Annotated in this window: 8 protein-coding genes; 5 read left to right on the top strand and 3 right to left on the bottom strand. The window is 66.2% G+C overall.

What is annotated here, in order from left to right; all coding sequences use genetic code 11:
* Positions 1 to 150 precede the first annotated feature (150 nt).
* Positions 151 to 2,001 carry a glycoside hydrolase family 9 protein gene (locus KB221_07245; GenBank protein WIY70809.1) on the top strand — a complete coding sequence of 617 codons (1,851 nt, stop codon included), beginning with the start codon at positions 151 to 153 and terminating at the stop codon, positions 1,999 to 2,001.
* Positions 2,002 to 2,431: 430 nt separating this feature from the next.
* Here KB221_07245 and gluP read toward each other — a convergent pair whose 3' ends face one another.
* Entirely contained in the window at positions 2,432 to 3,724 is a 1,293-nt protein-coding gene (gene gluP / locus KB221_07240; GenBank protein ID WIY70808.1) for a glucose/galactose MFS transporter, read from the bottom strand.
* Between the two features lie 103 nt (positions 3,725 to 3,827).
* A complete protein-coding gene (locus tag KB221_07235; protein WIY70807.1) occupies positions 3,828 to 4,685 on the bottom strand; it encodes a glycoside hydrolase family 16 protein in 858 nt (285 codons plus the stop codon).
* 102 nt (positions 4,686 to 4,787) lie between these two features.
* Between KB221_07235 and KB221_07230 the strand changes: the two genes are divergently transcribed.
* Positions 4,788 to 7,280: a glycoside hydrolase family 3 N-terminal domain-containing protein gene (locus tag KB221_07230; protein ID WIY70806.1), complete on the top strand. Its 2,493-nt coding sequence runs from the start codon at positions 4,788 to 4,790 to the stop codon at positions 7,278 to 7,280.
* 3 nt (positions 7,281 to 7,283) lie between these two features.
* On the opposite strand, the gene KB221_07225 is transcribed toward KB221_07230, so the two are convergent.
* Positions 7,284 to 8,324, bottom strand: a complete 1,041-nt coding sequence (locus KB221_07225; GenBank protein WIY70805.1) for a LacI family DNA-binding transcriptional regulator — start codon at positions 8,322 to 8,324, stop codon at positions 7,284 to 7,286.
* Between the two features lie 169 nt (positions 8,325 to 8,493).
* Between KB221_07225 and KB221_07220 the strand changes: the two genes are divergently transcribed.
* The 3 genes from KB221_07220 to KB221_07210 all read left to right on the top strand — a co-directional run bounded on the left by KB221_07220 (position 8,494) and on the right by KB221_07210 (position 13,096).
* Positions 8,494 to 11,166 carry a TonB-dependent receptor gene (locus tag KB221_07220; GenBank protein ID WIY70804.1) on the top strand — a complete coding sequence of 891 codons (2,673 nt, stop codon included), beginning with the start codon at positions 8,494 to 8,496 and terminating at the stop codon, positions 11,164 to 11,166.
* A 64-nt stretch (positions 11,167 to 11,230) separates the two neighbouring features.
* Positions 11,231 to 12,514, top strand: a complete 1,284-nt coding sequence (locus KB221_07215; GenBank protein ID WIY70803.1) for an MFS transporter — start codon at positions 11,231 to 11,233, stop codon at positions 12,512 to 12,514.
* A 228-nt stretch (positions 12,515 to 12,742) separates the two neighbouring features.
* Positions 12,743 to 13,096 carry a MazG-like family protein gene (locus KB221_07210; protein WIY70802.1) on the top strand — a complete coding sequence of 118 codons (354 nt, stop codon included), beginning with the start codon at positions 12,743 to 12,745 and terminating at the stop codon, positions 13,094 to 13,096.
* Positions 13,097 to 13,121 lie beyond the last annotated feature (25 nt).

The raw sequence follows: 13,121 nt of genomic DNA, 5'->3' as shown, positions 1-13,121 counted from the left end.
GGCCTGTTTGTGCGGCGTCCACAGCCGCGGGCCCTGATGGAGGGCGCTGTCACGTTGGTGCTGAGTGGTTAGCGCCGCCAGGTCGGAAACCGCCCCACCCTGCCCGCCTAGTAGAGACAAATTCTCGTTGGACTGAAAGCACCCTCACAGATGAACCTTCGCCAATTCCTCGTCACGACTACAGCCGGCCTGGCTTTGGCCAGCACCGCATCCGCCCAGGATGCCGAGATAAGCGCGATCCAGATGAATCAGGTCGGCTTCGAGACCTTGGGCCCCAAGCGGGCTACGGTCGTCGAGACCGGTCAGCAGCCCCAGGCCTGGCGGGTTATCGACGCGAATGGAGACACGGTCGCGCAGGGCCAATCCCGGCCTCGCGGCTGGGACGCGACCGCTGGCGTCAGCGTCCACGATCTGGACTTTGGAACTCTGCGAACTGAGGGTGACGGGTATCGTCTCCAGGTCGGGGAGCGCACAAGCCGACCATTCGCCGTCTCGGATCGGCCCTTTCAACAACTGAACCGAGACGCCTTCGCCTTCTTCTACCAGAACCGTAGCGGCATCCCGATCCTGGCAGAGCATGTGGATCACGCCGACCTGGCGCGACCTGCGGGCCACACGCCGGACAGCGCGACATGCTTCTCCGGCCCTGACATCCGCGGCAACGTCTGGCCAGGTTGCGACCACAGGCTGGATGTGTCGGGTGGATGGTACGACGCTGGCGACCATGGGAAGTATGTCGTCAACGGCGGCATCTCGGTCTGGACGCTATTGAACGCGTACGAGCGGGCCAGGATCCAGAACATCATCACCCCCTATCCAGATGGGACGGCAGACATCCCCGAAGCCGGAAACGGCGTTGACGACATCCTGGACGAGGTTCGCTGGCAACTTGAGTTCCTTCTCCGGATGCAGGTTCCCGAGGGTGCCAGCGTGGAGGTTCCAGTCGGACGCTTCGCCCCGGATCAGCCACTGACCTTTACCCGGATCGATGCCGGGGGTCTGGTCCATCACAAGGTCCACGACGTGAAATGGACCGTGCTGCCAATCGCACCGGCGGACGACCCTGAGACTCGCTACCTCTATGCGCCCAATACGGCCGCAACACTGAACCTGGTGGCGGTCGCGGCCCAGTGCGCGCGGCTTTGGCGCGACATCGAGCCGGCGTTTGCCCGGACCTGCCAGATGGCAGCCGATCGTGGCTATGCCGCCGCGCTCCGCCATCCCGACATCTATGCAGTCGGCTCGTTCGATGGCGGTGGCGACTATGGTGATGACGACCTGACCGACGAGTTCTACTGGGCGGCCGCGGAGATGTTCGTCACAACGGGAAACGACCGATACCTGGACGACCTGAGGCGATCCGCTCACCACCCGACAGCCTCGGGTGAAAAATCAGCTGAGGGCGTATATACCAGCTGGAACGCGGTGCGCGCACTGGGTTCCATCAGCCTGGCGACGGTTCCAAACCGTCTCCCGTCATCCGACCGTGACGAGATAAGGCACCGTATCGTCGAGTGGGCCCGCGGTTACTTGGCCGAAGGCCTGACCCAGGGCTATGGCTTGCCCTTCGCGGGCCCCGACTACGTCTGGGGATCGAACGCAGACCTTCTGAATCGGGGGCTCATTCTGGGCTTGGCTCACGACCTGACCGGGGATGAAGCATTGCGTGACGGTGTGGTCGCGACCCTCGACTATGTGCTCGGGCGAAATCCGTTGGATCAATCCTACGTCACGGGCTATGGCGACCGGCCGATGCGCCATCCGCATCACCGATTCTGGGCGCACTCCCTGGATGCGGCCTACCCGGAGCCACCCGCCGGCGTCATGTCGGGTGGCCCGAACAACCAGATGATGCGCGATCCGGTGGCCGTGACGATGCGCGGGACATGCGCGCCCCAGACCTGCTGGCGAGACGACATCCAGGCCTTCAGCCAGAATGAAGTCGCGATCAATTGGAACGCGCCGTTGGTCTGGGTCACGGCCTATCTCGATCGTCCTTGAACTCCACCCTTGGGAACAAAAAAGCGCGCCGCCCCAGCCCGGGACGGCGCGCTGTCTTCTGGACGGGGTCGGCGGGCTCTGTCAGCTCAACTGCACCGCTCGGTAAGGTGCTGACAGGGCAACTGCGGCGAGTGGAAAATCACCCCCTGCCCTCAGTTTGCAGACCGGAGACAAGTTATCTCTGGACTGCCCCCACCGCGACGCGCTCCCTCGATAACCGCCGGGTTCCTGCGACCCGGGAAATAGCCTCGACATCAGCGCGCCTTCGTCGAACCCGGAGACAGACAGCCCGCCTCTGATCGCGGGACCTCGCGCGCAACACTGCCCGCTTGCCGCACCCGGGTCCGGTCGCCGACAATGGGTCGCGTTCGCCAGGGATGGCACCGCCGTCGCGGGCGCCGGGCCCGCAAAGCTGCCGGCACCGCTCCGCTCAGTGCGAACCGGGCGTTCCCGAGGCGGCGGCGTTCCGGATCCTGGCCTTGGACGCGGCGAGCGCGAAGCCGGCCAGCAGCAGATAGCCGATCAGCGGGACATAGAAGACCGGGTTGAGGGTGGCCGCGCGATCCGCGATCTGGCCCGCGATCGGCGGCAGGACCGCGCCACCGATAATGCCGAAAACCAGCAGGCCGGAGGTGGCCGGGATCGGCGCCGTCGATCGCTCCAGGGTCAGGGTGAAGATGGTCGGGAACATGATCGAGTTGAAGAAGCCGATCGCGATCGCGGCATAGGCGGCGGTCGTCCCGCTGGTCTGGGTGACCACGAGGCAGAGCAAGGCCGCCACGGCCGTGTTGACGATCAGGATGGTGGTCGCCGGGATCCGGGTCAGCATCAGCAGGCCGCCGACGAGACGCCCGACCATGGCTCCGCCCCAGTACCAGGCCACCATACTGCCGGCGGCGGCGAGCGGGACGTTCAGAATATCCGGGCTGTGCAGGAAATTGGTCAGCAGGTCGCCGATCGTCACTTCCGAACCGACGTAGAAGAAGATGGCCAGCGCCCCGAGCACGGCCCAGGGGGACTTCAGCGCCACCAGCGGGGACATCCGGTCCTCGGCGGTCGGCGTGGGGGCCGCGGCGTTGATCGTTTTCCGGGCGGTGAAGATGAAGACGGCCACGACGGCGAAGAACAGGCCCACCGCGAGGAAGGCGAGGTCGATGCTGCGCAGCGACTCGGCCCGCGAGGCCGGATCGGTGATCACCGCATCCGCGGCGAACACGCCTCCCGTGAGAAGGATCGGCGCGGCGATCAGCGGCCCGAGCGTCGTGCCCAGGGAGTTGAAGAACTGCGAGAAATTCAGGCGGGCGTGCGAACTCTTCGGCGCGCCCAGGGCGGCGACCAGCGGATTGGCACCGACCTGCAGCAGGGTTACGCCCGAGGCGATCACGAACAGGGCGATCAGCACGCCGGGATAGAAGTCGGCCAGGGTGGCGATCGGCACGATCAGGCACCCGGCGACCATGGTCACCAGCGCCACGATAATGGCCTGGCTGTACCCCAGCCGGCCGAGAATGGCGGCGGCCGGAATGGAGGCGATGCCGTAGGCGATGAACCAGGCGAAGGTGGTGAGGGTCGCCTCGGTGTAGCTGAGCTCAAACACCCGCCGCACCGCCGCGATCAGCGGGCCGATCAGCGAGGTCACAAAGCCCCAGGCGAAGAACAGGGTCGTCACATAGGCGAACGCCAGGCCCGTGCCCTTCGGTTTCGCTGACTCGCTCACGGTCATTCTGTCGCTCCTGAACCCGTCGCTCGACGGTCGGTGATGGAAGGTGTCTGGGTGGCGGTCAGGGACGACCGGCGACTGGCCGGGGGCCGTGCGGGGGCCGCCGTCAAGGCTCCACCTTCTGGAACACCCTGACGTAATCGACCTCCAGCGTCTGCGGGAAGGCCCGTCGGTCGACGCCTTCCACCCCGCCCCAGTCGCCACCGACGGCGAGGTTCAGGATCGCATAGAAGGGCTGGTCGAACGGCCAGGTGGCGGGGTCGCCGCGACCGTCGTTGCGGAAGGCGTAATAGCCGACGTCATCGACCCCGAAATTGATCGAGTCCGGGGTCCACAGAACCTGATAGCGGTGGAAGGCTCCACAGGCGTCCGCGACCCGCTTTCGCCCGCCCCGCTGGCTCCCGCGCGTGTGGTTGTACCGGGTCGTGTGCACCGTGCCGTGCACCACGCCGGGGTCGTGGCCGACATGTTCCAGGATATCGATCTCGCCGCCGGCGGGCCAAATGACGTCAGCGACCGGAAGGAGCCAGGCGGCCGGCCAGGTGCCCCGGCCGCACGGCACCTTCGCCCTGACCTCGAAAAACCCGTAGGTCCATTCGGCGAGGCCACGCGAGATGAGACGTGCGGAGGTGAAGTCCTGGCCGCCTGAATCCGTCACCGTCACGGGATCCGGCGTCTCCAGGCGCGCCTCGATGATCAGCCGCCCGGCCTCAACCCGGGCATTCTCGGGTCGCGCGGCGGAATAGTACTGGAGTTCGCGGTTGTACCAGCCTTCCCGATTGCGACTGGTGTCGTAGGCCCAGCGCGCCGGGTCAGGAAGTCCGTCGACATTGAACTCGTCGTTCCAGACCAGTCGATAGCCTTCGAGGCTCCCGTCCTGTGCCGCCGCCGGCGCGCCCGCGACGAGGCAGACCGCTGCAGCGAGCAGGCTCCGGAACCCGGGGCGGCGCTTTGCTGACTTCATGGTCTCAAAATCCCGCCCTCGACCCGGTGCCTATTGCAAACGCTGTTTGACAACGTTGTCAATGCCGGACACGGTCGCCAAAACCTTGCTGGGAAAAGAGTCATGGCGATCGCTTCTGTCAAGCGCTGGAACACGCTCGCTGCCACAGTTGCAGGTGCCGCCCTTCTCACGGCCCTGGCCATGGGGGCCGCGCCCGTTCGCGCCCAGGACCCGGCGCAAGGCGGTGCCGTCGATGTGTCCCGCTGGCCCGTAAGCCGCTCGCCCGCGGCCATGACGGACGCACGGACAGAGGCCTTTGTAACGGCCCTGCTCTCGCGGATGACGCTCGAAGAAAAGGTCGGCCAGGTCATCCAGGCGGATATCGGGTCGATCACGCCGGCCGATCTCGCCCGCTACCCGCTTGGGTCGATCCTCGCGGGAGGCAATTCCGCGCCCGGTGCTGACGAACGGGCCCCCGCTGCGGCCTGGGTCGACTTGGCGAGAGAGTTCCGCGCCGCCGCCGCCGCACGACCGGGTGCCCGAATTCCCCTCATGTTCGGAATCGATGCGGTGCACGGGCACAACAATGTGGTCGGCGCGACGCTGTTTCCGCACAACATCGGACTCGGCGCGGCACGGGACCCGGACCTGATCCGCCGGATCGGTGAGGCGACCGCGCTTGAGGTCGCGGCAACCGGGGCTGACTGGACGTTCGGTCCGACCCTGGCGGTGCCGCAGGACGACCGCTGGGGACGGACGTACGAGGGCTATTCGGAGGATCCCGGAGTCGTAGCCTCCTACGCCGGAGCCATGACCCGCGGCCTTCAGGGCGAACTGGGCGAGGGTCGGCTGTCACGCGGGCACATTGCCGGATCGGCCAAGCATTTCCTCGCGGACGGCGGCACCCTTGGGGGCAAGGACCAGGGCGATGCCGTGATCGACGAACGGGCCCTCATTGCCGTCCACGCGGCAGGCTACCCCCCCGCGATCGACGCGGGCGTTCTGACCGTCATGGCCAGCTTCTCCGCCTGGAACGGGGTCAAACATACCGGAAACGCGAACCTTCTGACCGATGTCCTGCGGGGCCCTCTCGGATTTGACGGCTTCGTTGTCGGCGACTGGAACGCCCATGGCCAACTGCCGGGCTGCACCAATGAATCCTGCGCCGCCGCCTTCAATGCCGGGATCGACATGTTCATGGCGCCCGACAGCTGGCGGCCGCTGTTCGAGAACACCCTGGCGCAGGTGCAGTCGGGCGAAATTCCGATGGAGCGCCTGGATGAGGCAGTGCGGCGCATCCTGCGGGTCAAGGTCAAGACGGGTGTATTCGAGCCCGATCGACCTGTTGAGGGCGACCTGTCCCTCCTGGGCTCGCCCGCCCATCGCGCGCTGGCGCGGGAAGCCGTGCGTGCGTCGCTTGTGCTGTTGAAGAACGACGGTGTCCTGCCCATCCGCGGCGACGCCCGGGTCCTTGTGGCCGGCAGTGCGCACGACATCGGCCAGGCGGCCGGGGGCTGGACCATCAACTGGCAGGGTTCCGACAACACCCGGGCAGATTTTCCCAACGCCGAGTCGATCTGGGAAGGGCTGAAGGCAGCGGTCGAAAGCCAGGGCGGTGAGGCCGTCCTGAGTGCTGACGGAACATTCGACGCGCGCCCGGATGTGGCGGTCGTCGTCTTCGGCGAGACCCCCTATGCCGAGTTCCAGGGCGACGTGGCCGATCTCGACTTCCATCCGGAGGAACCGCTGGCGATGCTGCGACACCTCCGGGCGGCCGGCATTCCGACCGTCGCGGTCTTTCTCTCCGGCCGCCCCCTTTATGTGAACCCGGAAATCAATACGGCCGATGCGTTTGTGGCGGCATGGCTGCCGGGGTCCGAGGGCGGAGGACTGGCCGACATCCTGATCGCAGACGCTGCCGGCGCGCCCCGGGCGGACTTCCGTGGAACCCTCTCCTTCAGCTGGCCGCGCAGTCCGGACCAGGCACCCCAGAATGCGGGCTCACCCGGGTACGACCCGCTGTTTCCGCTGGGCTACGGCCTTGCCTACAGCCGCCCGGCCGTGACGCCCCGCCTTGCCGAAGTCGAGGTGGAACGCGGCGGGGGCGATCGCATCCTGTTCGGCGACGGCCGGTTCACGACGCCCTGGAACCTGGTCCTGCGCGACGACGGCGGTGAATCGCGTGTCGCCGACGGCGCGCGAGGTGACAGTCCGAGATCCCGCGTCCAGGTCGCCCCTGTTGACGGCGCAGCCCAGGAGAGCGGACGGAGGCTGACCTTCTCGGGCCCGGGCCGCGCCATCATCACCGGGCCGGCGCTCGACCTCACGGCCACGCCCGACGAGGACAATGCGCTCAGCATCCGCTTCCGCATCGACCGTGGCGCCAGCGCCGACTTCCAGCTCGGGATAGGGGATCAATTGACAGACTGGCCTGCGGCGTCGGGCTCTGGCTGGCAGGAGACGACCATTCCGCTCCGGTGCCTCCCGGGCGCAGGTGCCTCATCGTTCGCGAGCGTCGACCGGCTGCTGATCGTCGAAGCGATCCGCCCCGCGGCGATGTCGATCGAGGATGTCCGACTGGTCAGGGTTCCACACGGAACCTGCCACCAGCCGTAACGCTCAGGAGCGCGCGGTCGTCGATCCCCTGACGATCAGTCGGAACGGCAGCTGGTGGTCAATCGGTTCGTACTGCCCTTCCCGGCTGGCGGCGATGAGCAGTTCAGCGGCGCAGGCCGCCATCTCCGAAATGGGCTGCCGGATGCTGGTCAGGGCGGGGACGCTCAGGCGAACGCCGGGCGTATCGTCGAAGCTGACGATCGACAGATCAGCCGGCACGCAAAGGCCAAGGCGACCCGCGCAATGAAGTGTCGCGAGCGCCATCTCGTCATTGCTGGCCACCAGCGCGGTCGGACGCTCGTCCAGGGTCAGCAGTCGGTTCGCCGCCTCGATGCCACTCTCGAAGGTGAAGTCGCCCGGTGCCTGGAGAGACGGGTCGATCGGGAGACCCGCCTCGATCAGGGCATCGACATAGCCCTGACGACGCGCCTCTGAAGCCGCAAAGCGCGCACTGCCCGCGATGAAACCGATCCGCACATGTCCCAGGGCGGCAAGGTGGCGGGTCGCGGCGGCACCTGCCTCGCGTTCATTCATGTAGACGCCCATGCCCAGGCCGTGAGCTTCAACCCCCATCCGGACCACCGGAACCTTGCGGCGCACCAGCATCTGGCTGAGCGCCTCATTCTGCGAATGGGGCGGCGTCAGGATCAGGCCGTCCGGCTGAAGCGCGGAAAGCACGCCGACGACCTTGCGATCCAGATCCTCCGACGCGCCGTCGACCAGTTCGAACAGCATGCGATAGCCTTGGGTCTCACAGGTCAGCATGGCCCCGTGCAGCATCTGGTCGATCCAGTCGTTTCCGCGACCGCTGCGCCAGTTGTTGATGGTGTTGTTCCGGTCGTTGAGCGCGACCAGCAGATAGGAGCGGGAGCCGCCCATCCGGCGCGCCGCCATACTGGGCACATAGCCGAGGCGCTCGACCGCCTGCGAAACGCGTTCGCGCAGTTCCCGCGTGACGTTCGGCTCGCCATTGACCACGCGGGAGACGGTCTTGACGGCAACGCCCGCCTCGGCTGCCACGTGCCGGATCGTAACCTTGGACATCCTTCTCCCTTAGACATGTCGGGGACCGGGCGACACGGGATAGCGCGAGATTGTTGCCGGGCCCTTGACCACAGTTCATCCAACAGCCGTTCTTGACAACGTTGTCAAACAATGGCGACTTGGGGGCAAGCGGTAGACGTAACGCGCCGCATCGGGAGGGAAGAACACCATGCGCAAGCTGAAATCCGCGCTGCTGTGCGGCGTAACCATGGCCCTGGCGACGCCGGCGCTCGCCCAGACCGCGCAAACACCGCCCCCGGGCCAGGACCCCACGGAGGAGGCCGCGCAACTTGACGACGTCATCGTGACGGTCGAGCGCCGCGAGCAGACGCTCCAGGACTACGCCGGCACTGCCGCCGTCCTTTCCGGGGCCGAGATGAAGGCTGTCGGGGTCCAGGACCTCACGGACCTGGAAGGCCGCATCCCCGGCCTGTCCGTCGCCAACAACGGCGGCAATATCGAGGTCTGGATTCGCGGCGTTGGCTCTTCCAACAACACCGAACTGGGTGACCCGGCGGCTGCCACCCATTTCGACGGTGTTTACCTGCCCCGCCCCGCCGGCATCGGTTCGGCCTTCTTCGATATCCAGCGCGTTGAGGTCAACATCGGGCCGCAAGGCACGTTGCGCGGCCGGAACGCCACGGCCGGCACGGTCAATATCGTCCCCTGGCGGCCGGGTCTCGGCGTCTTCGACAGCGTGATCGAGGCGGAGGTCGGCAACTACGACCAACGCGTGCTCCAGGGCATGGTCAACCTGCCGCTCGGCGACAATGCGGCTGTCCGCATCGCGGGCTATCACCTCGAGCACGACAGCTACTACACGGACGTCGGCCCGGCTGGCGTCGGCGGTGCCGAGGCGGAAGATAACAGCGCGGCCCGCATCCAGTTCCTCTACGAGCCCGACAGCCGCTTCAGCATTCTGCTGGCCGCCGACTACATCAACGAGACGGGGAGCGGCTACACGGGCACCAACTATGCCCGCCCGCTCGGCGAAGGCATCAATCCCGACGATATCGAAGACCCCCGCCGGGTGATCGGCCGGGCCTTCACGCCGGAACTGGACACGCGCCACTGGGGCGCGCGCGCGACCCTCGGCTACGACGGCGATCTGTTTGATGTCGAATACACCGCCAGCTATCGCGACCTGGTGTACAACTATGAGGCTGCAACGCCCCTGTCGCCCTTCTACGACGGTGTCATCGCGGACCTGACGGGTCCCGGCGGGATCAACGAGACCCTCGACAATTTCTCGCGCTTCCAGTCGATCACGGACAGCCAGTCCAAGACCCACGAACTGCGCTTCTTCGACAACGAGGGACCTCTGATCTGGAGCGCGGGTGCCTTCTATATGGAAGAGGATCAGTATGCCTTCCTCGGCTCGACCGGGGACCGCGGCCTGTTCTTCCAGGGCGTCGAGTTCAACATGCCTGACGTCGACACCAGCTCGTTCGCCGTCTTCGCCGACGCGACCTATGACTTCACCGACCGGTTCCGTATGACGATCGGCGCGCGCTACACCGAGGACGAGAAGAGCCGCCGCGGTGTCGCCGCCCGTTACGGGTTCGCGCTCGGTGGTGACGGCTTCGCCTGCTGCGGCGGCGTGCGCGTGGGTACGGAAGGCTTTGAATTCGCGGGCCGGGGCCGGACCAATTTCAATCCCGACACCGACGGCAACGGAACGATCTCCGACGCAGAAGTGCTCGCCTTCTATTTCAACGGCGTCCGCAGCTTCGGCGCGCGGGACAATGTCGACGACGTCTTCGTCAACGGACCGGTCGGCGGCGGTGCTCCCGTTCGGCCGGCGTGTCTGGACACGGTCACGGGCGACTTCTGGACCTGCGCGCCGGACGGACGCCTGACGTATGCCGTCCCGTTTGGCGGCCAGATCTTCCAGCAGGTCGGCGAGATGCAGGCCGACTTCGTCGACTGGCGCATCCGGGCCGAATACGACATTTCGGATGACAGCCTGCTGTACGGCCTCATCGCGACCGGCAACAAGTCCGGCGGGTTCAATGACAACATCGGCAACGCCGGCATTGCCCCGACCTATGACCCCGAAACCGTCACCCTGTACGAGATCGGTTCGAAGAACGAGTTCTGGTTCGGCGACATCCACGCCCGACTGAACGGTTCGCTGTTCTACAACGACTACAAGGACCAGGTCCTGACGTCGCTGCTGTCAGTGTCCCAGATCATCGACTTCCTCGGTGGCCCGAGCGTCGTGCCGGTGCCGGCCAACACCTCAACCGCCCTGGTCATCTCCTATTCCTACAACGCCGCCGATTCCCGGATCTACGGGGCCCAGTTCGATGGCGGCTTCGATCTGCCCTACAACATCGGCATCGACTTCAACCTGCTGTACCTGAAGGCCGAGGTGGTGGACGCCCAGGAAATCCAGGACTTCCGCTTCCAGGCCGACGTCGCACCGACGGAAGCCGTGTTCCAGTCGATCGACGGCAAGACCCTGCCCCGCTCGCCGGAATGGCAGTTCAACCTGAACTTCACCCAGGCCATCCCGACGGCCAGCTCGGGCCAGTTCGACTACGTCATCTCGGCCGGATACCGCTCGTCGCAATACATGACGATCTTCAACGGCGAGGATTACCAGAACCCGACCGCGCCGCGGATGAGGCTCGATGACGAGGTCGGCAGCTACTGGACCTTCGACGCCGGCGCTGGCTGGACACCGGGCGGTGAAGGCGGCCCGCTCCGCTTCGAGGCCTTCGTCAACAACCTGACCGAGGAAGTCCATGAAGCGGCGATCATCATCACCCAGTTCGACAATACCCGCTTCTTCACCCGGCCCCGCACCTTCGGCGCCCGGGTCCGGTATCAGTTCTGATCCGAAACACCTCTGACTGCGATCTTGCGCCGTCCCCATCCGGGGGCGGCGCTTTCGTTTGGCCATGACACCGGGACTGGATCGCGCCAGTGTATCGATGATGTCCTCCCTGTTGTCGGCCAGTCCCCCGGAGCCAGACCCGCCAGCGGTGTCGGGAGGCTTTGTTGTCGCCTACACGGCCGCCCAGATCGGGGCCTTCATCGGCTTCATCCCGCTCCTCACCCTGCTGCTGCCCTTGAAGGCAGCCGCCATCGCCCCGGCAGGCAAGGCCGAACTGCTCGCATTGGTCGCGCTCTGGGGTGCCGTTACAGCCGGTCTGGCCAATGTTTTCGCCGGCGTGCTTTCCGACCGGGCGCGTCGAGGTGCCGGCGGACGCTGGAGATGGATGGCGACCGGGCTGGTCGCCACCGTGGCAAGCTACGGCCTGATCGCCCTCGCGACGACGCCTTGGACCCTGTTGATGGCCGTCGTCGCCCTTCAGATCAGTCTCAATCTGATGCTCAACCCGCTGGCCGCGGTTCTGCCCGATGACGTTCCCGACCGACAGAAGGGTGTCGTGAGCGGCTTTGCCGGTCTCGCCTACCCCGTCGCGAGCCTGTTCGGCGCCCTTGTGATCGGGATCGTGCTCTCGACAGAGCCTGCGCGCCTCTGGGCGGTCGTGGGGGCCATGTTGATGCTCGTCCTCCCCTTCATCCTTGTCACGCGGCAACGAAGGGCGACATCGTTGGTGCCCCCCTCGCCCGCCTGGTCCTGGGTCGCCCTGAAAGACCACGACTTCCGGATGGCCTTCCTGTCCCGACTTCTGGTCCAGACCGCCGTCGCGATGAACGTCCTCTATCTGCTGTTCTTCTTGCAGCGCGAGACCGGGATTGCGTCGGTCCTGCCCGATCAGCGCCCGGAAGCCGTGGTCGGCTGGATTCTCGCCGCCTCGACCGCCGCCGCCATCCTGTCCGGCCTGTGGGCGGGCGTGGCCTCGGACCGTAGCGGACGACGCCGGGAGCTCATCTTCGCGGGGGGCCTGTGTCTCGCCGCCGGAGCCCTGCTGATGGCCGTCCGACCGCAATGGCCCGTCCCTGCCCTTGCACAGATTGTGTTCGGTATCGGCGTCGGGATCTACGGCGTCGTGGACACGGCCCTGATCGCCCAGGTCTTGCCGAGTCGGGGAAACGCCGGTCGGGACCTTGGTCTGATGAATGTCGCGACGACCGCAGCGCAGGTTCTCGCGCCCCTGCTCGCACTCGGTGCCTTGCAGCTGGTTGGCCACGATCTGCGGCTGCTGTTCGCCCTGTCAGGTCTCATCGCCATCGGAGGGGCGGCGACGATCCTGACAATCAAGCGGGTGCGCTGACGCCGCGACCATTATGACCGTGCATGGAAGCCCCAACACCTGGCCGTCCTCGTGTGAGTGGAAGATGGTCGCCGCCCGGTCCGTGCGTCCTCCCTGCGTGCGCCACTGGAGACAGGTTGACGTTGGACCGCCAGCACCGCCACACCCAGTCGGCGGTTTGTCCCCGGTCTGTGCCCCCTTGCTCAACTTGCTGATTTCCCGCCCCCAGGCTGCAAGCAGGAACGACAAATGACCGCATACTCTACGCTCCGATCCGCGAATGTCGCACGGCAACTCGAGTGGGATAGCGAGGGCCGGATAGATGCAGCCTATCGCGGAAACGAACTGGCCGGCGAAGTCGGTGAGGCATGCAATGTAATCAAGAAGCTGGAGCGCGAGCGGCGCGGGATCAGGGGTTCCCGGGCCACGGTCGCAGAGCTGGCGGATGAGCTTGCCGACGTGATCATCTGCGTCGATCTGATCGCCATGCAATACGGCATCGACCTCGAGGCCGCGGTCGCGAGAAAGTTCAATGCTACGAGCGAGAAGGTTGGACTGGCCACGCGACTGAACCTCATCGCGGCTGTGTCAGAGCCCGACTAGCCGCGCGGCAATCCCGGCCACCCTG

This window comes from Aquidulcibacter paucihalophilus (assembly GCA_030285985.1).
Lineage (GTDB): Bacteria > Pseudomonadota > Alphaproteobacteria > Caulobacterales > Caulobacteraceae > Brevundimonas.
This window is presented reverse-complemented; position numbering and strand designations above follow the sequence as displayed.

Excerpts from the sequence above, each read along its gene's own strand:
- KB221_07245 (WIY70809.1), top strand. The coding sequence starts at position 151 with ATGAACCTTCGCCAATTCCTCGTCACGACTACAGCCGGCCTGGCTTTG.
- gluP (WIY70808.1), bottom strand. The coding sequence starts at position 3,724 with ATGACCGTGAGCGAGTCAGCGAAACCGAAGGGCACGGGCCTGGCGTTC.
- KB221_07235 (WIY70807.1), bottom strand. The coding sequence starts at position 4,685 with ATGAAGTCAGCAAAGCGCCGCCCCGGGTTCCGGAGCCTGCTCGCTGCA.
- KB221_07230 (WIY70806.1), top strand. The coding sequence starts at position 4,788 with ATGGCGATCGCTTCTGTCAAGCGCTGGAACACGCTCGCTGCCACAGTT.
- KB221_07225 (WIY70805.1), bottom strand. The coding sequence starts at position 8,324 with ATGTCCAAGGTTACGATCCGGCACGTGGCAGCCGAGGCGGGCGTTGCC.
- KB221_07220 (WIY70804.1), top strand. The coding sequence starts at position 8,494 with ATGCGCAAGCTGAAATCCGCGCTGCTGTGCGGCGTAACCATGGCCCTG.
- KB221_07215 (WIY70803.1), top strand. The coding sequence starts at position 11,231 with ATGACACCGGGACTGGATCGCGCCAGTGTATCGATGATGTCCTCCCTG.
- KB221_07210 (WIY70802.1), top strand. The coding sequence starts at position 12,743 with ATGACCGCATACTCTACGCTCCGATCCGCGAATGTCGCACGGCAACTC.